The organism is Fodinibius halophilus, from assembly GCF_011059105.1.
GTDB classification, from domain to species: domain Bacteria; phylum Bacteroidota; class Rhodothermia; order Balneolales; family Balneolaceae; genus Fodinibius; species Fodinibius halophilus.
In genome coordinates this window covers 48287-72207 of record NZ_JAALLS010000024.1, presented here as the reverse complement: position 1 = coordinate 72207, position 23921 = coordinate 48287, and the positions used below count along the sequence as shown (strand labels likewise).

The 23921-nt window shown below is 39.1% G+C and carries 24 protein-coding genes; 19 read left to right on the top strand and 5 right to left on the bottom strand.

Translation table 11 applies throughout. From position 1 onward, the window contains the following. Positions 1 to 101: 101 nt before the first annotated feature. The 3 genes from G3569_RS15540 to G3569_RS15530 form a co-directional block, all read right to left on the bottom strand. Positions 102 to 557, bottom strand: a complete 456-nt coding sequence (locus G3569_RS15540; RefSeq protein ID WP_240894744.1) for a peroxiredoxin family protein — start codon at positions 555 to 557, stop codon at positions 102 to 104. After that, the gene (locus tag G3569_RS15535) at positions 554 to 1678 is read right to left on the bottom strand and encodes an NHL repeat-containing protein (RefSeq protein WP_165270852.1); all 1125 of its coding nucleotides are present in this window, start codon (positions 1676 to 1678) and stop codon (positions 554 to 556) included. Before G3569_RS15535 ends, G3569_RS15540 begins: the two co-directional genes overlap by 4 nt. 196 nt (positions 1679 to 1874) lie before the next feature. Next, complete coding sequence (locus tag G3569_RS15530) at positions 1875 to 2075, bottom strand: hypothetical protein (RefSeq protein WP_165270850.1); 201 nt, start codon at positions 2073 to 2075, stop codon at positions 1875 to 1877. 64 nt (positions 2076 to 2139) lie between these two features. Here G3569_RS15530 and G3569_RS15525 point away from each other — a divergent pair, with 64 nt between their 5' ends. Next, the gene (locus tag G3569_RS15525) at positions 2140 to 2325 is read left to right on the top strand and encodes a hypothetical protein (protein ID WP_165270848.1); all 186 of its coding nucleotides are present in this window, start codon (positions 2140 to 2142) and stop codon (positions 2323 to 2325) included. Positions 2326 to 2381: 56 nt separating this feature from the next. On the opposite strand, the gene G3569_RS15520 is transcribed toward G3569_RS15525, so the two are convergent. Then, positions 2382 to 3455 carry a branched-chain amino acid aminotransferase gene (locus G3569_RS15520; RefSeq protein ID WP_165270846.1) on the bottom strand — a complete coding sequence of 358 codons (1074 nt, stop codon included), beginning with the start codon at positions 3453 to 3455 and terminating at the stop codon, positions 2382 to 2384. A 169-nt stretch (positions 3456 to 3624) separates the two neighbouring features. Between G3569_RS15520 and G3569_RS15515 the strand changes: the two genes are divergently transcribed. Then, complete coding sequence (locus tag G3569_RS15515) at positions 3625 to 4980, top strand: M24 family metallopeptidase (protein WP_165270844.1); 1356 nt, start codon at positions 3625 to 3627, stop codon at positions 4978 to 4980. 277 nt (positions 4981 to 5257) lie between these two features. Beyond that, positions 5258 to 5950 carry a uracil-DNA glycosylase gene (locus G3569_RS15510; protein WP_165270842.1) on the top strand — a complete coding sequence of 231 codons (693 nt, stop codon included), beginning with the start codon at positions 5258 to 5260 and terminating at the stop codon, positions 5948 to 5950. Positions 5951 to 6007: 57 nt separating this feature from the next. Here G3569_RS15510 and ppc read toward each other — a convergent pair whose 3' ends face one another. Continuing rightward, positions 6008 to 8797 (bottom strand): phosphoenolpyruvate carboxylase, encoded by a 2790-nt coding sequence (ppc, locus tag G3569_RS15505; RefSeq protein ID WP_165270840.1) that lies wholly within the window; start codon positions 8795 to 8797, stop codon positions 6008 to 6010. Between the two features lie 63 nt (positions 8798 to 8860). Here ppc and G3569_RS15500 point away from each other — a divergent pair, with 63 nt between their 5' ends. The 16 genes from G3569_RS15500 (at position 8861) to G3569_RS15425 (ending at position 23811) form a co-directional block, all read left to right on the top strand. Then, positions 8861 to 9436 (top strand): DNA-3-methyladenine glycosylase I, encoded by a 576-nt coding sequence (locus G3569_RS15500; protein WP_165270838.1) that lies wholly within the window; start codon positions 8861 to 8863, stop codon positions 9434 to 9436. A gap of 125 nt (positions 9437 to 9561) precedes the next feature. Then, on the top strand, positions 9562 to 9768 hold the full coding sequence (locus G3569_RS15495; protein ID WP_165270836.1) for a MerR family transcriptional regulator: 207 nt from the start codon (positions 9562 to 9564) through the stop codon (positions 9766 to 9768). A gap of 452 nt (positions 9769 to 10220) precedes the next feature. Further along, entirely contained in the window at positions 10221 to 10979 is a 759-nt protein-coding gene (locus G3569_RS15490) for a helix-turn-helix transcriptional regulator (protein ID WP_165270834.1), read from the top strand. A 97-nt stretch (positions 10980 to 11076) separates the two neighbouring features. Then, positions 11077 to 11253, top strand: coding sequence for a hypothetical protein (locus tag G3569_RS15485; protein ID WP_165270832.1), 177 nt, complete (start codon positions 11077 to 11079; stop codon positions 11251 to 11253). Positions 11254 to 11331: 78 nt separating this feature from the next. Then, the gene (locus G3569_RS15480) at positions 11332 to 12528 is read left to right on the top strand and encodes an HlyD family secretion protein (protein WP_165270830.1); all 1197 of its coding nucleotides are present in this window, start codon (positions 11332 to 11334) and stop codon (positions 12526 to 12528) included. Positions 12529 to 12602: 74 nt separating this feature from the next. Continuing rightward, the gene (locus tag G3569_RS15475) at positions 12603 to 14807 is read left to right on the top strand and encodes a peptidase domain-containing ABC transporter (RefSeq protein WP_165270828.1); all 2205 of its coding nucleotides are present in this window, start codon (positions 12603 to 12605) and stop codon (positions 14805 to 14807) included. Positions 14808 to 14818: 11 nt separating this feature from the next. Next, a complete protein-coding gene (locus tag G3569_RS15470) occupies positions 14819 to 15142 on the top strand; it encodes a hypothetical protein (protein ID WP_165270826.1) in 324 nt (107 codons plus the stop codon). A gap of 57 nt (positions 15143 to 15199) precedes the next feature. After that, positions 15200 to 15376 carry a hypothetical protein gene (locus G3569_RS15465; protein ID WP_165270824.1) on the top strand — a complete coding sequence of 59 codons (177 nt, stop codon included), beginning with the start codon at positions 15200 to 15202 and terminating at the stop codon, positions 15374 to 15376. A gap of 26 nt (positions 15377 to 15402) precedes the next feature. After that, complete coding sequence (locus G3569_RS15460) at positions 15403 to 15612, top strand: class IIb bacteriocin, lactobin A/cerein 7B family (protein WP_165270822.1); 210 nt, start codon at positions 15403 to 15405, stop codon at positions 15610 to 15612. A 720-nt stretch (positions 15613 to 16332) separates the two neighbouring features. After that, positions 16333 to 16584, top strand: a complete 252-nt coding sequence (locus G3569_RS15455; RefSeq protein ID WP_165270820.1) for a hypothetical protein — start codon at positions 16333 to 16335, stop codon at positions 16582 to 16584. 15 nt (positions 16585 to 16599) lie between these two features. Then, entirely contained in the window at positions 16600 to 17154 is a 555-nt protein-coding gene (locus G3569_RS18995) for a CPBP family intramembrane glutamic endopeptidase (RefSeq protein WP_350356572.1), read from the top strand. Between the two features lie 642 nt (positions 17155 to 17796). Further along, a complete protein-coding gene (locus G3569_RS15445) occupies positions 17797 to 17970 on the top strand; it encodes a class IIb bacteriocin, lactobin A/cerein 7B family (protein WP_165270816.1) in 174 nt (57 codons plus the stop codon). 177 nt (positions 17971 to 18147) lie between these two features. Next, complete coding sequence (locus tag G3569_RS15440; protein ID WP_165270814.1) at positions 18148 to 18378, top strand: hypothetical protein; 231 nt, start codon at positions 18148 to 18150, stop codon at positions 18376 to 18378. 991 nt (positions 18379 to 19369) lie between these two features. Continuing rightward, positions 19370 to 19864, top strand: a complete 495-nt coding sequence (locus G3569_RS18990) for a CPBP family intramembrane glutamic endopeptidase (protein ID WP_165270812.1) — start codon at positions 19370 to 19372, stop codon at positions 19862 to 19864. 265 nt (positions 19865 to 20129) lie between these two features. Next, entirely contained in the window at positions 20130 to 21662 is a 1533-nt protein-coding gene (locus G3569_RS15430; protein WP_205720237.1) for a M16 family metallopeptidase, read from the top strand. A 43-nt stretch (positions 21663 to 21705) separates the two neighbouring features. Then, positions 21706 to 23811 (top strand): M16 family metallopeptidase, encoded by a 2106-nt coding sequence (locus G3569_RS15425; RefSeq protein ID WP_165270810.1) that lies wholly within the window; start codon positions 21706 to 21708, stop codon positions 23809 to 23811. The last annotated feature ends 110 nt before the right edge of the window (positions 23812 to 23921 follow it).

Here is a 23921-nt window from a genome sequence, read left to right as displayed (position 1 = left end):
TTAACTGGGTGTCCACCAAAATGTAGCAAGTTCAATTGGACTACAATTCCAACCCTCTCTAAGTTGGAATTGCTTCATAAGATCCTAGTTAATTATGAGTCCTAATATGAGTTTCTTACAATCAAGTTTATTATGTCGTAAGTTGCTTGTTGCGATGAGAGTGTTTTTTTCCTAAAGGAACGAAAAATGATAATATTATCTCTCTCCACATTGATTAATACACTTTGTGGCGTATCACCTATTGTATACTTTTTAAAAAGTTCTTCGCTTTTATATACCTCAAACTTTATATCATTTTGCTTTACAAAAGCATTAATCAATGAACTGTCACTTACATTAGTAATTCCCTTGATAAATAAATTTGATTTATGTATATCAGAATTTAACCTATTATAATACACAAACTCTGTTGTACAAGCCATACAATCATCATCTGAAAAAAACACAAACAAGTTATATTTACTACTTTTCTCTATCAATCGATGGTCATTAAAATATGCCCCCTTATCCTCACATGAGACGATAAGGAAAAGAATAAATATGAGCCCCCTCCTCATAACTGATTTAATTTTATTTGATATAAAAATGTTTTTTTATCTCCCTCTATCCTATCCGAGACATTTATATGGTTATTAAAAAATGAATAGTTATGCTTATACCCTATTTTTTTTAAATCATAAATTTCTATATCAGCACTACTGTCTAAAGAGCGGAGATTAGTAACTTTGCCCAAATACCTTTTCAAGTTATCACCGCCGCCATCCCTAAACAATATCCATAAAGTTTGGTTTTTGTAATGAAGCTTTTCTATTACAAATAGATTTTCAAGAAAGCTGACTAACTCATCCGGAGTTGCTCCCTTTTCAATAGAATCTTCATTTTCCCGAATTATTTCAGATATAATTTCATAATGAGCAAAAGATTTGCTCTTTTTTTCAATCACGTGTATTAAGTTTAACGTTGTTTTTGCATAAATTATAAGCTCATCATTAGAGAAAAATGTTTTACTGTTTGATACCGAGACATTGAATATATCTGATCGATCATCCATCAAACTCATTTGAATATCATATGACTTCTTGTCTACTCTTGTGACTGGATAGGGAAAGTATTCGTTCGATGCTATATTCAAATCGAAACCTTGCCCATCAATAAAAGCCTGATAGGCCCATAACCCTATAAAGGTTCTGTCTATTTCGGTAAGAGTCTCATCGAATAATTTTATATAGCCATTGTCGAACAAATAGGTTGTATCATTACGTTCAACAATAACACCTCTTGTTGTTTTTTCTCCAGGCCCTCTCCCTTTACGAGCAAAAGAAGCAAGAAAAGTACCTTTTTTATCATATTTAGCAGTATTATAACCATTGGGTGATAAAACAATATTATCCAAGAAAAAATAATTTTCAGTTTCTATAAGCTTAGAAATCCCAATACTTTCGGGATGTTCAAATGTAGTACTGTCCAGCTTTTCCAACGTAAAAGGAAAAGCTTTTATGTTCCCATTTTGCCTTACAGTAATAAGATCAGACGATTCAAAACTTTTAGAAAGATTAACACTTTTTTGCTGGTGTTCACTCAGCAATTTCTCTTGCTGTTCCGGCATTCCCGGAAATTCTTTTTTATTTGAACAACCGAAAAGTATCAATATTATTAAAATCCAATATCTTCTTTTCATTATTATAGTTAAAACTAATTAGAAGGCTAAAAACAACTGATTTGTCATCTTAGAAGTATCTTCTCCTTTCAACTCAATAGATTCTTCAACAGTCTTTAAATGACAAGAGATGTTCACTGGGTTTTCAAAACTTTTTATAATGAAATACGATTATCAATTGGCACTCCCGTAAAAGGAAGTGCCAATTGTTAAGTTATTAGCATGAACCAAAAACACCCGGACAATTTTGCACTAAAACTAAAGTCCCACTGTCTATTATTCCTGTATAAGTTACTTCTGATGCAAACCAATCATCAGACTCAACTATGATTATATCGGCTGAAGCCTCAATAACAGGAAATGACAATGCAAATAGTAATGCAATAACAAAATTACGAATGGCCTTTTTCTTGATCATAATTACCTCTCTTTTTTAGATTTTGAATAACGAACGTAATTTTATTTAGCAAAAAAAAATAAAAATGGCAAGTTTTTACCAGATTAATCGGATCTGTTTTCTGAGGAACCGCTCTAATATTATAATTACCCCACATATTGCCAGCATTACGCAACCTTCAGAAGTGGCCGACCAAATAGTAGATAACTATAAAAGAGCACTGTCCGGAATGGAGCTAAACCATAAGGTAGAACGCCAAAAAGGATATTAATAGAAATGAAATTAGTACTGAGTATTCTACATACTCAGTACTATATTATTATGTTGTTACCCTACTTTTACCGGATGAGCCCATCCAAAAGGATCATCAATTCTACCCTGCTGGATACCGGTAAGGGTGTCATAAAGTTTCTGACCTATAGGTCCGCGAGAATCAGTATCAAAGGTCACTGATTCTCCGTCGTGGTGTACTTCTTTAACCGGAGAGATTACCGCTGCAGTACCTGCACCGAACACCTCATCCAAGACTCCTTCTCTGCCTGCCTTCATGACTTCGTCTATTGTCAAGCGCCGTTCCTCAAAAGGCATATCCCAATAGTCAGCAAGCTGCAAGATAGAGTCTCGCGTGATGCCCGGCAATATAGTGCCGCTTAGTTCGGGTGTTACCAACACCCCGTCAATCACGAAGAAGATATTCATCGTTCCTACTTCTTCTACATATTTATGTTCTTTGGCATCGAGCCAAAGAACCTGATCAAAACCATTCTCCTGTGCTTTTTTAGCCGGATAAAAGCTGGCCGCATAATTTCCTGAAGCTTTGGCAAACCCAACGCCCCCTTTAGCAGCCCGAACATACTTCTGTGAAGAGGTCAACCGAACGGCTTTATTGTAATAAGCCCCGACGGGAGAAGTCATTATAAAAAACCGATAATTTTCTGCGATACTTGCGGAGATTACAGGATCAAACGCACAAGCCAGAGGTCGTATATATAGCGTATTACCATCTTTCTTTGGCACCCATTTATGGTCGAGCTTAATAAGCTCTGTCAGCCCTTCCATGAACGTCTCTTTATCAAGTACGGGAATACACATGCGCTCACATGAACGAGCCATCCTCTCATAGTTCTGTTCAGGACGAAAGAGATTGATGGTCTCTTCATCTATATAATAGGCTTTCATTCCTTCAAACACCGACTGGGCATAATGCAGGGTATTAAGCGCAGGAGTCACGTCAATACTGCCGAAAGGCTTTATTTCTGCTTCTTTCCAATAACCGTCGGAATATTCAACCTCAAGCATATGGTCAGAGAAAACACGACCAAAGCCGGGATCATCCAGATTAACCTCAGTTAAACGGCTGTTTGATATTTTTGTAATCTTCAATGCAGTTTTGGTTGTCATAACTATTCATTTATTAAAACGACCATATAAAATACGGGGTTTTTGATAGAAAACCTTATTAAAAATAATATAGAGTGCAGAAATGCTTTAACAGAAGATAGTTGAAAAACTGTTCCGCTTTCTGCTTCTTAAATATTCTCTATTAATACCTCAATTAAAAACAATGTCTATGAAAACCTCTTCGCGATCGGGCATCCTGTTGGGAATTATTGCCATTTTCTTTTTTTCAAATACCTCTTTTGCTCAACAATCGAGCCCTCCTCGTATACTACCTATGCAAGAGCGGGCCGAAGTTCAAAATCGCTGGCTTGAATATCGTCTTGATAATGTTGTTCCAAAGCTCATACGTCGTAATAATATTGACATGTGGATTATTGACGGCCGTGAATATAATGAAGATCCGGTCATAAAAACGATGCTACCGGCCACATGGCAAACGGCCCGGCGACGCACTATACTTATTTTCTGGGATAACGGGGAAATGGTTAAGCGGTTAGCCGTAGCCCGCTATGACATCGGCAAGTTTTTCAAAACAGCCTGGGATAAATCTAAGCAGCCTGACCAATGGCAACGACTGGCTGACATTATTGAGGAAAGAGATCCGCAAAAGATTGCCCTCAATTATTCTTCTACCTTTGCTTTGGCTGATGGCATAAGCCATTCAGAGTACGAGGCGTTAACCCATGCTTTGCCTGAGAAGTATCAAAACCGCATTGTATCTGGCGAAAACTTAGCCATTGGCTGGCTTGAAACAAGAACTGAGCCTGAAATGCAGGTCTATCCCATGATCTGTCATATTGCCCACGATATTATTGAAGAAGGTTTTTCAGAAAAAGTAATACAGCCGGGCATTACAACGACTAAAGATGTGGAATGGTGGTACCGAGAGCGCATTCGAGATCTGAACCTAACGGCTTGGTTCCATCCCAGCGTTTCGGTACAGCGTGCAACCGACCCGGATACCAGCTTTTTGGCCAACTTTTCAAAACGTCCGGCTAAAAATACCATCCGCCCCGGTGACCTGCTGCACGTGGATTTTGGGATTACCTACCTGGGATTAAATACAGACACACAACAACACGCTTACGTATTGAAACCGGGCGAATCGACTGCCCCCAAGGGATTGCAAAAGGCGTTATCTGAGGGGAACAAACTCCAAGATATTCTTACAAGCAACTTTAAAAACGGACGAACTGGAAATGAGGTTTTAGCTCTTTCGCGAACACAAGCTAAAGAACAAGGTATCACTCCCAGTATCTATACACATCCTATAGGTTTTCATGGACACGGGGCCGGTCCTACTATCGGACTTTGGGATCAACAGGGTGGCGTAGCCGGTAAAGGCGACTATCCGCTCTATCCCAATACAGCCTATTCTATTGAGCTGAACGCAACGGTAGATATTCCCGAATGGGGCAAAAGTATTCGAATTATGCTGGAAGAAGATGCCTTTTTTAATGGCGATTCTGTCCGCTATATTGACGGGCGGCAAACAAAGCTGATGTTAATCCCAAGACAACAGTGATACCAACTATCGTTGCCCATTGCAGAAGGAGGCCGAAATAAGCTCAACTAGTAATCTTAAATTATGAACGAGATATAACTCCTTGTCATCCCGGACTTGCTCCGGGATCTACCTAGGGTAGACACCGTTGCCCTGCTACCAACTCGTATCAAGATTATTGATCAGTCAACTGATGAACAGGATGACGCATCAGCCTATTTTTAACCGCTAAAGCCGATGGCATAGTACGCTTTACAAAAATCACCATTTATAACAACTAGTAATTCACGATATATTCATGAGCAGTATTGACTCTCTTTTTGATCTCCTTGCAGATACCCCAAGCGGTGCTTTCTTCAATCCCTGGTACCAGACCGATCCCCATCACGATCTCAATGAGCAGGGTCCTGATATCCGAAAAAAACAACTACGGACCTATCTCGAAGAACGTCTCGACAGTGCTAAATATCTTTTTATTGCTGAAGCTTTGGGATATCAAGGCGGACATTTTACCGGAATTGCAATGACTTCCGAACGTATTCTGCTTGGTCATCACGAGCCGGTGCATGGTATTCCGGCTGACGGGGCCTTTACCTCTATTGAACCACAGCGAACCAGCAAGCCCGAAGTTAAAGAAAAAGGGATGTCGGAACCTACAGCCACAATTATGTGGAAAGCGCTCTACCAATTGGGGATCGATCCCTATGAAACGGTACTTTGGAATGCCCTGCCTTGGCATCCATATGATGAGGACGATGGCCTACTGAGTAACCGTACTCCTACTGATAGCGAACTTGAAAAAGGCTATCCTTCACTCCGTGCCTTTCTTGAGCTTTTCCCCGATGGACAGCTTATTGCTGTGGGGCGTAAGTGTGAACAAAGCCTGGATGCATTTGGTATAGACTCATATACGCCGGTACGCCATCCTGCCAACGGTGGAGCTCCCAAATTCCGCCGCCAAATGAAAAATTTAATTAGGAATGAGGAATGAAGAATTAGGAATTTGCTTGAGCTAAATTCCTAATTCAAAATTTTTAATTCCTAATTGTTAGCCCGTGCTTTGCATGGCGGCGGCTACCCCGTTGATACTTAGGAAAAGGGCGTTTCGCAGAGCGTCCTCTTCATCTTCCTGACTGCTTTCCCATCGCTGTAACAGCTCGGTCTGCATCATATTAAGTGGATAGGTAAATGGATTTCGGAATCGAATCGACTTCTTGATAACGGGACTGTTTTCAAGAATATGTTGCTGTCCGGTGATCTCAGTGATAGCCTGGGCTGCTTTATCAAAGTCATCTGTAATTCGGCGGTGAAAAGTGCCGTCATCAATATCCTTATAAATATTAGCAGTGGGAATATGCGTGCGGGCCATCTCGCGTTGGGCATTGTCGAGCACTGTTTTAAAGAAAATTTTTTCTTCATACCACTTTTGTAGCTGATCAAGTTTGTCTTCCTGTTCAATTAAGGTACTCAGTACATTGCCAATGCCATACCAACCCGGCACATTATAGCGTACTTGTGTCCAAGCAAATACCCAGGGTATAGCACGCAGGTTTTCAAAATCTGCCGCTTTGGCACTGCCCCGTGATACCGGGCGCGAAGCAATAGGCAACCGGCTGATATGTTCAATAGGCGTCTTCGCGGTATACCAACTCCAAAAGCCCTCATCATCGATAAGATCGCGATAGCTTTCCATCGAGGCTGTGGCAAGCTGCTCCATTGTGTCGCTAAACAGCTCCCGGCCTTCGTATGATTCGTGCGATGATACTGTAACCCGAATCATCGCATTCACAACCTGTTCTAAATGGCGGCGTGTTATCGGGGCCAGCGAATAGCGAAATGATATCACTTCACCCTGTTCTGTAAAACGGATACGCCCATTATTGCTAATAGGTGGCAGAGCTAAAATAGCCTGGTTTGAGCGTCCGCCCCCACGCCCTACGGTACCACCGCGTCCGTGGAATAACCTAAAGTCTACATCATATTCACGGCATACTTTACCCAAACTACGTTGCGCTTTCTCAAGGGCCCAGTTGGCCATCCAATAGCCACCATCCTTGTTACTGTCGGAATAACCAAGCATAATCTCCTGCAGATTATCTCGGGCAGCAAGTTGTTCCTGGTAAAGGGGACTCTCAAAAATCTCGCTCATTATCTTTCCACACTCCTCCAGATCTTCGATTGTCTCAAAAAGTGGTACTACATCGATCTGGCTCTCAACGGTATCGGCATTAAAGCTCCAAAGTCCTACCTCTTTAGCCAGAATAAATACCTCTAGCATATCGCTTACGCCGTGGGTCATACTAATGATATAATCACCAATACTGTTACGGTCCAGCTCCAGCATCTGCCCGATAGTTTCGAAAACCTCTAGCATCTGTGCAGTACCATCTCCCAGTTGTGCATGGACCGGAGATAGTGGACGCGGATTTTTCAGCTCTTCAGTGAGCAAAGCCACTTTTTCATCCTCAGAGAGTTCTAAATATTGCTCTGTAACCTCTCCTGCAGAAAGTAGTTCAGCTACTGCGGCTTCATGTTTAGCACTGTGTTGACGGATATCCAGGGCCGCCATATGGAATCCAAACGTTTTAGCCCGTACTAACAGATGTTTGAGTTTCCCCTGCCCTGCTACACTTTCCAATCCGGATTGGGAAAGGCTCTCGCGAATCATTTCCAAATCGGCAACAAAATCTTTTGCGCGATAGCTCTGAGCCTCTTTTAGGATATAGCCGGGATTATCAGAGTCTGCCGCTTTCAACTGATGGCGCAACTTATGCATCATATGCGTAACCTTACGACGATACGGTTCCTTATTATATAACCGCTGGTAACGCTCCGACAAAGCCCGAAGCTGTTGTTCTTTCTCCAGAGATTCGTCCAGTTTATCGGTAATCGTATATTTATTCTGCGAGATGCTCAAGTAGCGGCGCAGCTCATTCAATTCATCAAGATAAAGCTCTATCACATTTTGACGCTGTTCCAAGATTGTCTCCCAGGTCACCTCTGGCGTTACATTAGGATTACCATCCCGATCACTACCAATCCAAGACCGATAACGCAGTATAGTGTCAAAGTCCAGCAGCTCATCATAATACATTTCAAAGGCATTACGCAGATCATCATAGAGTACGGGAATGGTCTCCCATATCGCATTCCGAAAATAAAACATCCCATTTTCCACCTCATCTTCCACCGTAACCTCTCCCGTTCGCACCTCATCAGTTGCCATTAGCAGATGAATCTCATTTAAAATATCCATCTTCATCGCCTTGCGCTCATAAGGTGTCAGATCTTTTAGACGTAGCTGATCAATCATCTCCGTTATCCGCTGCTGCTTAATCAACACGCTATGCCTGCGTGCTTCGGTGGGGTGGGCAGTTATGGTCGGCTGGATATCGAGTTTACCAATCACTGCAACAGCTTCATCAACACTGTGCCCTTGCTCTTTTAGATAGTGAACCGCTTCTGCGATACTTTCATTTCGTGGCGATTCAGGATTGGTATGAATGGCCCGTTCACGATTGATTCGTGTAATCTCTCTTTGCTCCTGTGAATTCATTAGATGAAAGAAAACGGTATAATACCGCAGAAACGCAGATATTTGATCTATAGAAAGAGCTTCAATTTTAGTCTCCAGCTTGTTAAATACTTTTGAATCCCCCTCATCAAAAGCCTCTGCTGCCAACTCCGGGAAGGTGGTCAACATTTCCAAGAACTCTTTCTCCTCTTTATCACCCACGATCTCTTCCAAGAAATGAGTTAGCAGTTCAACCTGACCGGATAGCTTTTTACTAATTTCAGTTTTCTCTCCAAATGTTTCAATAAGTTTTTCCCAGTGCATCGATTTCCTATTTTAGGCTAAAAGTAATTGCAATAATGCCGTTTTAAATTAACAAACCCAAAAATGCCTACTCGATGCGACTGGTGCGAAGGAACTTTTGACCAATATGTTAGATATCACGACGAAGAATGGGGAGTGCCTGTCCATGATGATAAGACGCAATTTGAATTTCTCATGCTGGAAAGTGCTCAAGCGGGATTAAGCTGGAGTACTATTCTTAAAAAACGGGCCGGGTACCGAGAGGCTTTTGCTAATTTTGATGTACAGAAAGTAGCGCGTTTCGATGAAGAAAAAGTGCAAGAACTACTTCAAAATCCTGAAATCATCAGAAATGAAAATAAAATCAGGTCGGCGATAAACAATGCGCAGCGTTTTATTGCGATACAGGAAGAGTTCGGAAGCTTTTGTAATTATATATGGGATTTTGTTGGTGGGGACCCTATACAAAACGAATGGAAATCGTTAGAAGAGGTGCCGACTAATACTCCAATTTCGAACAAATTAAGTAAAGATCTTAAGCAGCGAGGCTTTAAATTTATTGGCAGCACTATAATATACGCTCATATGCAAGCTACCGGTATGGTTAATGACCATATTACTTCCTGTTTTCGGCACCAGGAAGTTTTAAACCTGACTTAAAGCGTTTATACCCTTATATTCATTACTGTTTCATTAATAGTTGATATTTGACTAGTAAAAAAGTTGATTTTTTCTATTTTTAGAGCCAATTGATCAACCAAGCTAAATAAATTATAGGTAGTATTATGCGGTCGATGTTCTCTCTGGAAGAAGTTGGTGAAATGTTAGATATGAAGACCAGTGAGGTAGAACGTGAAATTGAAAGTGGTCATTTAACATATTCTTTTCATGACGGTGAAAAGCGGATCACCTTATATGATCTTGAAAAATATATGGGCGCTGAACAGACCCGAAAAATAACTCAGGATTACCTGGGAGAAGGGGAAGGTTAACCCGCCTTTATTCATCAGTATTGCTGAATTTAAACAATTCTACCAACCGACCATCCTTTTTACTTATAAAGTTCTTTCGTTTTGCAAAGCGAATATAACTCAAAACTCTTTAATAAATACCTTCTAATAGAGAAAAGAGTTTTAGAAAAAGAGTAATATCACTAAACCTTACAAGAGCATATTTTATTTAATCAGGAGATATTCTTATACCTTTTTAAAAAATGGTAGTTTAAAAAGTGGTAGCTTTATAGAGTAATATATTCGAACCTATCTGCTTACATCCCGCACCCTCTCTCAAAGTAGGTTTAGATCATATAACTTTACGGAAAAAATTACTCCCTCTTTCTTTAAAAGCATTTCCAGTAATCTTTATACCGGAGAATGCATGCCATATCCCCTAACATATTGCATATTAATTAAGACTTTTTAATGTAATATCTGTAACGATCTACTTGGATATCACTCTTGATAATACAGTTCTCTTAGTAAGTAAGTTGTTGGCAATCAAGGTATCCCAAAAAGGAATGACTATACATCTTTTACACCCTAGCAATATAGAAGCAATAGCATTATCTCAACTATTTAACAAAACGAATTATAAAATAAACCATCACAATAAGAGTACGTTCAGCCAAATAATCTCTCGTGCCAATCCAAAACAAAATCTACTAATTGATGCAAGGGCTTTGCTTCTCTTAGAGAAACACGATTTAGAAATATTTTGTACCCGGGATCATGCTATAACACTTATAGGTGAACTAAAACATCTATTTTGGCTATTTAAGTTTAACTGCTCTTCAATCAATTTTGTCTACAAACAAGATGATATTAAGTATTTGTTTCAAGCAATAAAGAGAAGAGAAAACAAAGAACTTTTTTTTAGTAATTATATCCTGGACTTTCTCGCGGCAACAGATGAAAAAAAACAAGAAAAGCTCTTAAAAAAAGAGTTAAAAAAGCCCTTAACCAAAACAGAACTACAGACGATGTTTGAAATATCAAAAGGGAAAGAAACAAAGCAAATAGCCAGCGACTGGTCTCGGAGTCACCACACCATTAATAATCATCGGAAAAATATCATAAAAAAAACTCAGCTAACAGGAACATTTAGTCTCACCAAGTTTTGTTTAGAAAAAAGAAAAGAACTTCACTCTCTCATTGCACTAGATAGTAATAAGAACCTCGTCTCTAAGATCATCAAAAATAACTAAAGGTAGCTATTTACTTTGCTTCTCTATACAAATTGATTGTAAGTGTTTCGTGAGAAACCGTTCATTATAAACAACTATAACACAACAAGAGGCAATTATGCTTGACAGTAAGAAGTTAAAAAATCTACATTTAGATGAATTGACACCTGAAGAAAGTAGAAACTTTGAAGGTGGTAATGGTACAGGAGTATGGGATGATCCCAATGACCCTGATGATGGGGGCTGTATACCATATCCCGACCCACTCAAAGATATTATAAACGGTGATTACTGATCTACCATTTTTTCATGGGGAGGCTATAGCAATACTAGCCTCCTCATATATATAACTTCAATTGATTTTTTTAAAAAAATGCCCAAAGAACTATTCCCTGAAGAAATAATAGAAAATTCTGCCGAATCGAACTTCCAGAAACATTCGGTAAAAACAAAGTTAATCTATGTAACTACTATCTTATTTGTTGTCGGATCTATTATTACTTTACCATTTATTTATGTGGATGTAAGTGTTAAAAGTAGTGGTGTGATCCAACCTACTACAAAACATAATAAATTAACATCCTTGGTCTCCGGGAAAATAGATGGGTTATATATCAAAGAAAATGAATCGATAAAAAAAGGAGATCAAGTTGCAATAATTGCGGCACCATTGTTAAAAGAAAAAATACATTTCAATTCAAAGCGACAAAAAAAAGTAAGTCGTTATCTCAGAGATTTATCAAAATTAGGGCAGATTGATTCCACCTCCATTCAACACCATATTGACCTCGAGACCCCTAAATACAACCATTCTCTTTTACAGCTCAAACAAGAAGTTAGGGGACATCTACAAAATGTAAATAAAATTCAAAAAAGACATAGCCGGAATCAAAAGCTGTTTAAGCGCGACATGCTAAGTAAAGCAAAACATGAAGAAACAGCATATGCATTAGAAACTGCTGAAAACAAATTACAACTGCTCTTTGATCAGCAACTAAACAAATGGCAGGCTGATCGAATAGCGTATCAAGAAGAATTAGATCAACTCAAGACAAAAAGAGAACAGTTTAAAAGAGAACAAGAACAACATATTATCAGGGCACCGATTTCTGGAACTATCCAAAATATGCAAGGGATCTATGAGGGTAGTTTTATCACTCCCAATCAACCGTTGGCAGAGATTTCTCCAGACACTGACCTTATTGCAGAATGTTATGTGTCGCCAAAAGATATAGGACTTATTAAAGAAGGGATGGAAGCTCGCTTCCAGGTATCTGCCTTTGATTATAATCAATGGGGCATGCTAAAGGGCACGGTTACAGAAATCTCCAATGATGTTACAGTAGTTAATAAACAGCCGATATTTATCGTAAAAAGTAGGCTGGACCAATCATACATGGAGTTAGAAAACGGATACCGGGGTAAACTAAAAAAAGGGATGACTATGCAAGCCCGATTTACGATTACCGAACGAAGTCTCTTTCAACTATTATACGACAATGTGGATGATTGGTTAAACCCTAAATGGGATGAGCAACAATCTGAGTCTAAGGAAGTCGCTATCAAATAATTCGCCTCTTCTGTTACACTTCTCCATTCGAGAATTATCTATACGAATAACACAAATAAACATATCTATTATACATGTGGTTTAAAGAACGTAAAGTTGGTATTAAACAACACGATATAACGGATTGCGGGGCAGCCTGCTTAGCCTCAGTTGCAGCTCATTATGATCTAAAGTTACCTATTGCTCGAATTCGTCAATATGCTTCTACCGACAAAAAAGGAACCAATGTATTAGGGATGATAGAAGCTGCAGAAGAACTTGGATTCTCAGCTAAGGGTGTGAAAGGAGAGTTCGACAGCCTTTTTAAAATTCCCACTCCAACCATTGCTCACGTTGTTGTAAAAGAAGTTCTTCACCATTATGTGGTCATTTATGAAGCTAACGAAGACCATATAGTAGTTATGGACCCCCAGGATGGCAAACTTCATGAGATACCCCATGAAGAGTTTAAAGAACAGTGGACCGGCGTTTTAGTTTTACTAATGCCCGACGATGATTTCCAGGCAGGTGATGAAAAAGTTTCAATCATTAGCCGGCTTTGGTTTTTATTGAAGCCCCATAAAAAGGTATTAGGGCAAGCCCTCTTTGGTGCGGCCTTATTCACCATCATTGGTTTATCAACGGCCATCTTTGTACAACTTATCCTTGATCATGTTATCCCGGATGGGAATGAAAACTTACTCAACCTTCTGGGCGTTGGGATGGTGGTTTTGTTGTTGTTACAGATATTCATAGGCGCTACCAAAACCGTGTTCACCCTCAAAACCGGTCAACTTATTGATGCAAGACTCATCCTTGGATACTACAAACATCTGTTGAAATTACCGCAACGATTTTTTGACTCAATGCGTGTTGGTGAAATCATTTCACGAATTAATGATGCGGTTAAAATAAGGACCTTTATCAATGATGTTTCTATCAATCTAGCGGTCAATATTTTTGTTGTGCTCTTTTCATTCGGGCTTATGTTCACCTATTTCTGGAAGCTCGGATTGGTTATGTTGGCAATCATCCCCGTCTATGTGTTGGTTTATTTCATAACCAACAAAATTAATAAGAAAACACAGCGAAAGGTGATGGAAAATGCAGCTGACTTGGAGTCTCAGCTGGTAGAATCTCTGAATTCCGTTTCTACTATCAAACAATTTGGACTTGAAGATTATGCAAATATTAAGACAGAGGGACGATTTGTCAAGTTACTGAAATCTATTTATCAATCCGGTTTAAACTCCGTTTTTGCGGGTAATGCCTCTACTTTTACCTCCAGAACATTTACTATTATTCTGCTTTGGCTGGGAGCTTATTATGTAATGGATAACACCATTACCACCGGTGAGCTCATGTCCTTTTATGCCGTAATCGGCTACTTTACCGGACCTGCGGAGAAACTTATCGGGATGAATAAGACCATCCAAGATGCCTTAATTGCCGCTGACCGTCTTTTTGAGATTATGGACCTGGAAAAAGAAAAGGAAGGTCAACAAATGGAATTAAAGCCGGAATCTGTAGGTGATATCACATTCCAAAATGTCCATTTTCGTTATGGTTCTCGTGTCACCGTTTTTGAAGATTTATCCCTTACTATCCCCAAAGGCGAAATTACCGCTTTTGTGGGAGAAAGCGGGTCGGGCAAAACAACGATCATCAATATTCTTCAAAAACTTTATCCATTGGATAATGGGAAAGTGATGATAGGAGATATTAATCTGAATTATATAACAAATAATAGTCTTCGAGATAATATCTCTGTGGTTCCTCAAGATATTGATCTTTTTGCCGGTAATGTCATTGACAATATAGCGGTAGGTAAGTTTGACCCTGACATGGAAAAGATCATTAAGATCTGTAAGCAACTGAAAATCATGGAGTTTATTGAAAATCTCCCCAACGGCTTTGAGACCTATCTCGGGGAGAATGGAGCCAGCCTTTCAGGCGGGCAAAAGCAGCGCATTGCCATAGCGAGAGCCCTTTATCAAGAACCCGAAGTTTTAATCATGGATGAAGCTACTTCCTCCCTGGACTCCTCCTCGGAGCAACATGTCCAACAAACGACAGAACTTTTAACTGAGCAGGGTAAAACCATCATCCTTATTGCACACCGCTTAAGTACTGTCTTTCAAGCAGATAAGATCTGTGTGCTGGATGAAGGGAAAATTGTGGAACAAGGCACCCATCAAGAGCTTATGGAACAGGAAGATACCTATTATAAACTCTGGCAGAAACAGTTTCCCATTTTGAATGGAAAATCTTTATCTGAATTAGATCAAACCGTCAACTAAATATCATTTATATGTCACTCCGCACTTACTTGACCCGTATTCGACGTCTCGATGCAATGATACGCCGTAAAAGCACTGGCCCACCGGAAGAACTTGCAAACAAGTTAGATATATCGGAGCGCTGGCTGTATAAGTTTTTACGAGAGTTGAAAGAAGAGTTTGACTGCCCCATCACCTACGATCACTATCGAGAAAGCTATATATATGAAGAGAAAGGAAAAATTATTGTAGGATTTGAAAACATTTCAGAGGACCAACAAAGAAAGGTTGGAGGAGGTTTTTTAAGAAAAATAGGTCGCTGTATTTATTTATTCAGTAAGGGCTATAAACTTTAAGTCGAGCCATCAAGAGATGGCTTATTAACTCTACATTAATTAAAATTGGTGAATACTATGGATAATTTAAATGAGATGGGATTATCCCCAGTCAGTAAAAATCAATTAAAATATACAAATGGCGGTCTTATATTAGTAAATGCCGAGCTTACAAAAGCCCTGCTAAAACCTTTAGTAGGAGCATATCAAAGAGGATATGATGAAGCGCAAAATAATTGTGATTGTGAAAGTTAAACTTTAACCCAAAAACTTTTAATGTCATGGATTATCCAAATCTAAACCTAGAGAAGTTAAATCAATCCGAAATAAAGAACATAAATGGTGGAGGACCCTTACTCGCTGCAGCTGGTGTAGCTATAGGAGTCGCAAGTTTAGCTGCCGGAGCTTATGCCACAGCTATGTCAGCAGCCAGTAATGCGGGATATGCGGATGGCAAAGCTGATTGCCTCCCGCCTCCTTGTACTGAATAATTAACTTATTTTAAATTAGGTAAGTTACATTAATTTTGAAAGGCTTTGTGAACCCACAAAGTTTTCCTATTCGGACTCAAACTTTTAAAAGTGTATTCCTTGCGCTTATAATTTGAGCTGGGTTTTCAAAGCTTTTCTTTAATATTTTTTCTATGGAGATACACCTTAGCCATCAATATCTTTTTATAATCACATTTAGCTCTGTTATCATATTTTTTGTTCTCCATGTCATTGAACAAATGGATGATAAAACAAGTAAGCTGTCATATGTTATCTTTGTTATCCTGTTAGCATTATTCCTGCTGTTAATATATGAGGTTATTTGGTGGTTTGTTATTCCAAATATTAATTACTATAAAGGCTGAAAAAATAGAAGAATATCGGGATACCACAGAAAAGAGCCAAAATGAAGAGATGAACAGTGGTCGTTAATATTGCCGAAACAGTCAAAGATATAGGTGATGACGTCAAATAGTTTGGATAAATTGGAAATAATGGTCCAATTTAAATTCTTCTCAAGTAGTAATGAGTTCAGGCTCATTACCAATTTTTTTAAGTCGGGCTAAATGTTGAAACATTACTAATGTTTCAACATACCTTTCACAAAAATTCAATAAATACAAAAGGTTATTGAATAGTTCGGAATAGCAAAATAACCTCTTCTAAAAACAAAAGATTAGTGTGAAGTCTATGAAGGTATTGGAAACTGTTTATTTAATCATGAAAGCTGCTTTTATGGCCTTCTTTTTCATGTATATAATAGCCGTAGTATGGATTATTCCATTTGATATTTTACTACCGCAACATTTTGATGAATCGATTGCACCCACTACTCTCTTGGGGCGTGTGATAGTAGGGATAGGTTTTCTGGTGTCTTTTCTTGCCGTTACATTATATATTCATCAGTATCAAAAGGATTTAAAATCATTATTTTCTTCCTCTCCCTTAAATTGGAAAGCCAAATTGAAGTGATTTGTTATCAGTTCCTTGCTTACATTCTTGGCTTTGACGATTATATTATCTATATCTATAACCTTGGATTTTATCGATTATCAGGCTACCGAGGGATACTTTCCTTTTACTCATCTTGTTCAAAGTTTAGAATTTACATTTTTTGCGGGAATCTTGACCTATTGCTTTTTGGCTTTAGCTGAAGAAATGGTATATCGAGGGCTAGTATTTCGCTACCTATTTAAAAATACATCACATCTACAATTTGCTCTTATTATTTCCTCTATTATTTTTTCTCTACTACATTTTAATAAGAGTCCTTTATTCTATATTACTGCATTCTTGATTGGTTATTTGTTAGCCCTAATATATTATCACTCAGGTTCTCTCCTTTACAGCATCAGCATTCACTGGTCTTATGACTTATTTATGTTCATAGGGAAAAATTTTCTTGATGATCATCTTAACATGCAATCACAAATAATAAGCGGATGGGGAGACTATTCTAACCTAATTAAAATCCCTTTTCTTATACTAATAATCTTAGCTATTCACATGTTTATGAAAAGAAATAAATCTATAGAAAAATGAAAGATCAGGCTATCACTTATATGAACAATTTATTCCAAAGTTCAATGACTAATTAAACGCCGTATTCAAGTGATTAATGCAACACAGTTGTGTTTTAGGGTTTATTGGATAGGGTAAGGTAATCAAATGTTACGAATCGGTCGAAAGTTCAAATACTGCTCAACGGTTTTGATGCGCTGGCGGGATACTTTTCCTAGATCTGTTCCCTGTGGCAAGAAACGCCTGATCACCCAAATAGGGTTTTATATGGTTCCTTTGTCCTGAGAAGTGTACGGGCGGGTAAAGTAAGTATCGGCCTGGAGGTCTTCGATAATATGCTGATGACGGTGGCACAATGATCTCCGAAATAGCCAGGAAAAGCCCTTATCGTTATCAAAGGTCAGAGTTTTTGATGAAAGCTGATGAATCTTGCCCAGTCGCTGGGAAATCCGGTCAACTATCCCTTCGGCCTGCCGGCTGGTAACTTTCTGGAAGGCCGTTGGCAGTGTGCCCCGAAAAATGGGGAAGCTTACAGTTCTAACAAAAAAATTATATCAGTGTATTTATTTATTCAGTCGCTCCCTTTTTCTTGATTGTGGATCTAATGCTTAGATCAAAATAGAGCAATAACTTAATCAAGAAATCATGGATAATTTAGATCACATGGAACTCGTAGAACTAGATGATGACACATTAACAGAAGTTGATGGAGGATTCATCGCTTTAACTATTCTAGGAGTTACTTATTCAGCCGCTACAGTAGCCGGAGCAATAGGTGCTGCAACAGCAGCAGGAGTTGCCGCAGGAGTCGCCGCTGCAGCCGCCTCTGATAAATAAGCATATAATTTCATTCATTTTAACACCTTTGTTTATGGAATTCTCAGAGTTCACGGCTCATACCATAGTACTTTCCTGTTATCTAGCATTAGTGGCAGGTATGGTCTTAGGTGTTATTACTGCTATCAAAACTGATAGCGACAAATAAACTATTCATAACTAATAATTTCTTTAACTATGGAAACAGCAGTAAAACAACACTCTACCTTTAATAATCTTGATGAATTCGGACTTACCGAATTAAACAACCAAGAAATCACTAATACCAATGGTGGTGAACCAGTAACACTTTCTGGTGCTGCAGCAGTAGCAGCAGGCGGAGCTATGGTAGCCGGAGCTTTTGTCGTAGGTGTCGCAATTGGTGTTGGCGTTTATTATGGTGTAAAAGCACTCACCAGTGATGAATAATTCATATTGGGTCTGTTATTTAACAGACCCATTTTTTTCTTTAACAACTAGTATTGAACATTCTATGTTGCATCTAAAAGAATAGAACGTTCAGCTAATTCCTATTAAAGAGTGTAAAGAGATTGATGGCAGTAACCCAATATCAACCCTTTTGATCACCAATTATTTATTTAACAACGATGATACCTCTGCTGCTACAGCCGATAAAGCAGGAGGAGCATCAGCCAGCGCTGGCTAAAAAACTAACACAGAAACCCAACGCTATGTCCACTGATAACAATTTTTTTATTCAAATAGGCCAACTTTTGTTCAAAAAAGAATCCAGAACAACTATACTATTCGGCGTTCTGTTGCTGGGAGTTATGGTTGGATTATTGAGTATCATACATATCGATAATCCGGAAGCTACATTAACAGATACCCTCCCCCTTTTCTTCGGTACTGTTATTCCAATTCTTATAATCATAAGAGGGTTTAAAAAAACCGCCTGAAATTAGCACCATCAGGTAGCATCTTTAAAATCTGGTTAAAGCTTATTTAGCAGTTCACAATTCTTAAAATTGTATTAGCCTGTTGCCCTCTGGAAGCTGAAAATATTAATAAGGGAATTCTTTTAAGATCCTCAAGCCACTCCATTAGAATTATTACCAGATCATATCACATCATACACTCAATAACTCCCTGTGTAATATTCCCCATTTTTCGGACCACTCAGAAGTGGAGGATTTGAACTAAGTTAGTAGTTCAAGAAGTGTTTTCTATCCCTGCAATTTGAGAAATCGACTGTGGCTATAATCGTATTTCCATTAAGTAGCTTTCTCACCTACTTCACCTAGCCTTATTAATATCAATAGCTCTAAGTGAATATTACTCTTGCCTATTAAACATGAAAATGGTTTGTGATTCGCTAAAACACGGTTATATAAATTGAGAGTATTCTTTTTTACCTTCACATAGTCAACTTTCAGAGGAGCCCACAATATTGTTTTGTATGAATGCCATACAAAAATATTACATTCGGAGTTTAAACTACTCAAAACATAGATTCATAGTTGAATTAGTAGCGATGAGTATAATCTTGAAACTGTTTTTGGGGGTTGTTTGGGGATTACTTGCCACAATAATTGATGTACCTTCTTTGTCAAAACAAAGTGTTTCTTATCAAAATGATAATATTGCTATTCTAATAATAGTTTTAGGCATCTTAGCTCCCCTTATCGAAACTTTTACTCAGTGGATACCGATCAAAATACTTAAAAAGGTTACTACTAATTATCTAATTATAATCTTTATCACAGCATTACTATTTGCCTCTCTTCATCTTTCCTATAGTCCGTTTTATGCAACGATGGTATTCCCCGTTGGCATTGTCTTGAGTTGGAGTTTCTACTGTAAATACAAAAAATCGTTACGAGAAGCTTTTTTAACAACATTTTTGATACATGCTTTTCATAACCTATTTACAATTAGTTTCATTATTCTATAGTGATAGTAAAGGGGGTTAAATAATACGGGCAAATAGGTAAAAGTTAAAAATTCTAGATTAGCTCTATAAAAAACCTTCAAACTAAGCATTATAAAAAAGACTGAACATACACCAACAGTTTAACTTCCGGGCCCCAAACCTTCTACCAAAAATCAGTGTTACGAATATTATTATTTTTTAATCCCACCCTATTTTTTAGATAAAGTACGCGAAACCTATAATTTTAGGTTCTATTATAAATCATCAAAAAATCAAAGGAGAAATAATGCTACGACATACCTTAACAGCGCTCACACTTTTGGTGCTACTGGCCGGCTTTTCTATGCAGCCAGCAAATGCACAATCATTGAGCGAATTCGAAGATAAAGTCACCGAATTTACCCTCGATAACGGCCTAACATTCATCGTTATTGAACGCCCGGTAGCACCGGTCGTAAGTTTTGCTACCTACGTTAATGTAGGCGGTGCCAACGAACCAGTCGGCCATACCGGAATGGCCCATATTTTTGAACATATGGCTTTTAAAGGCACCCATACCGTTGGTACTAACAACTGGGAAGCCGAAAAAAAAGCACTAAAAAAACTTGATAACACCTATCAACAGTGGCTGGACGAAAAATATGAGCCCGAGCCTGATACAGCCAAGATGAACAAGCTTTGGGACAAGTTTAAAAAGCTGCAAGAAAAAGCCGGTGAATATGTCGTTAATAACGAGTTTTCTCAGATAGTGGATCGTAACGGAGGTACCGGTATGAACGCTACTACCAATCAAGATCGGACTAATTACTTTTATAGCCTTCCGGAAAATCGCATGGAGTTGTGGTTTAGTCTGGAATCGGATCGATTCAAAAATCCCGTCTTCAGAGAGTTCTACAAAGAAAAAGAGGTAGTACGTGAAGAACGACGCATGCGTACAGAATCGCGCCCTGTCGGTCGCCTTTTTGAAGAATTTTCTGCCGTTGCCTATACCGCCCATCCATACGGACGGCCGACTCTCGGCTGGGATTCTGATATCACAGCAACCACCATGGAAGACGCACGAGAGTTCTACAACACCTATTATGTACCCAACAACATCACTTTTGCCATTGCCGGTGATGTTACTGTTGAAGAAGCTAAAAAGCTGGCCAACAAGTATTTTGGAGACCTAAAGGAAGGGCCCACTCCTCCGCCTGTTTATACCCAGGAACCGGAGCAACGTGGGGAACGTCGGTTCACTATCAAAGGGAAATCCCAACCCTTTTTACTGATGGGCTACCACACTGTTGCCCAAGATCACCCCGACGCAAAAGCCCTGGAACTTTTAGGATCAATATTAGCTAGTGGTCGCACATCTAAGCTATATAAACCACTTGTTGAGGAAAAGGAGATCGCACTGGGTTTCCAATTATTGAACGGAGTGCCCGGACAAAAGTATGAAAGCCTTTTTGCCCTTTTGGGAGTACCTAACAGGGGATTTAGTGCAGATACACTTGAAAGTGCAATACTGGAACAAATTGAAAAAATAAAAGAAGGGAATATTAGCCAGGAAGAGTTAGATCGTGTTCGTACCAAAGCACGTGCTAGTTTAATCAGAGGTATGGACTCAAATATGGGGCTCGCCAGTACCCTTGCCTCCGCAGAATCTATGCGCGGCGATTGGCGAAAAGTATTTACTGACTTAGAAAAACTTCAGGATGTCACTGTTGATGACGTCGTACGTGTTGCTAACGAATACTTGACAAAGGACAACCGCACTGTTGGGGCTATTGTCACTAAGTCTGAAAAGAAAAAAGAAGTGGCCGATGCCAACAAATAGTTCATCAATCCAACAAATATTGAACACTAAGTACCCTAAGATTATGAAGAAACTAAGTATATTATTTTTGCTGGTTGCATTTATTGCGTCCTGCACCGGTACCGAACAAACAGCTAAAAAAACATCAGGAGATTCCACTGATTCCCAAGAGCTCAGTGCTCACGAAAAACTTGAATTTCCAGAGTTAGATGAGTTTGAAAAACCTGAGGTAGAAACCTTTACGACTGAAAATGGTATTAAGTTCTTTTTGGTAGAAGATACAGAGCTTCCCCTTATCAACGTTAATGCTCGTATTCGTACCGGGGGAGTGCAAATACCCAATAAAAAAGCGGGCCTGGCCTCAGTAACCGGTTCGGTAATCCGTTCCGGAGGTACTGAAAATATCGCAGCTGACTCTCTGAATACCCTGCTCGAAAACAAAGCGGCCAGTATCGAAACCAGTATTGGTCTCTCCTCGGCACGGGCAAGCATGGGTGTACTCAAAAAAGATTTTGATACCCTGCTTCCGGTCTTTATTGATGTATTGACGAACCCGGCCTTTCCCAAAGACAAAATTGAACTGGCGAAGACACAACAGAAATCTGGAATATCACGTCGAAACGACAATACCCAGCAAATTGCTGTTAGGGAATTTATGCGCCTTATTTACGGTAAAGATTCAGTCTATGGCCGAAATACTGAATATGCTACCATCAATAATATTAAGCGAGAAGTTCTGGTAAACTTTCATGAGAATAACTTTGTGGCTGATAATATGATGTTAGGCGTTGTAGGAGACTTTAATGCTTCTGAAATGAAAAATAAACTTCGCAAAGCTTTTGCGGAGATACCGGCCGGCGATGAGAATGAGCTTGACTTCCCCGAAGTTGACTATAAGTATAAAAGTTCTATCAATTTCATCAATAAATCCGATGTTAACCAAAGTTTTGTTTTATTGGGTCATATTGGTGGAGTGCGTGACAATCCTGACTACCCGCAAATCCAGGTAATGAATCGCGTATTAAGTGGTGGATTCTCGGGACGCCTGATGCAAAAAGTACGTACCGAGATGGGACTTGCGTATGCAGTATTTGGTCAATATGGTATGAATAGTTTTTATCCCGGTGCATTTTATGCAGGGGTGCAAACCAAAAGCGCAACTACCGCTGAAGCTATTGATGCCATTATTAAGGAGATTGAGCGTCTGCAAAATGAGCCTATTACGAGGCAAGAGCTGCAAGATACCAAAGATCAAATTCTAAACTCTTCGGTATTTGAATATGACAGTTATGAAGAAGTACTGCGTAAGCAGATGTCCTACAACTACAGGGGACTGCCTAAAGATGCTTTTGAGCAGTACATCGAAGGAGTTAAAAACACCACTATTGAAGATGTACAAAAAGTAGCCCAAGAGTATCTCAAGCCTGACAAGTTGGAGATCCTGGTCGTAGGTAACAAAGAAGAAATTGGCGATCAGCTGCAAAAGTATGGTGATGTGAATAAAATCGACATCTCTATTCCAGAACCGGGCAGCGAACAGAAAGTGGTAGAAGGTGATACCCAAAAAGGCCAGCAACTACTTAATGCTATGGCTGATGCAGTCATCAAAGGGGATACTGAGCTCAATACCTTATCCCTAAAAGGGGAAGTAACTATGCGAGGACAGAAATTACCTGCTGAAGTTACCATCGATTACCCCGATGCTATTACACGGATCATTCAGGCCCCTATGGGTAAAATCAAAGTTGTCTATAAAGATGGATCAGGTACAATGAAGATCGGTGAACGGGAACGTCCACTGCCTGCACAAACAGCAAAGGCACTTAAACAATCGCTTAATAGTAGTTTCCTGGCCATTGCTCAAAATGTGAACAAAATGGATCCTAAATTCCTGGGAACAGAAGAAATTGACGGTACCACATACAATAAGGTCAATGTTTCTGTGGATGGGAAAAATATAAAACTGTTACTCAACCCATCAACAAGTTACCCGGATATTGTTCGATACAAGCAATTTAATCCCCAGCTGGGCAAGCAAGTAAATGTCGAACTCAAGCATTCTAATTGGAAGGTTAAGGACGGAGTCGCCTACCCTTACTTGGAGGTAACTATGCAAAGTGGTAAAAAGATGTCAGAAACGACCTATGAAAACCACGAAGTAAATAAATAGTAGTTCTACTTTTTCGAATCCAAGGCCGGAGCAATCCGGCCTTTTTTATTTTCTATATATTTTCATCTGAGTTTTTAAACTGCTAATATTGGCAATAATAAGAATGCTAA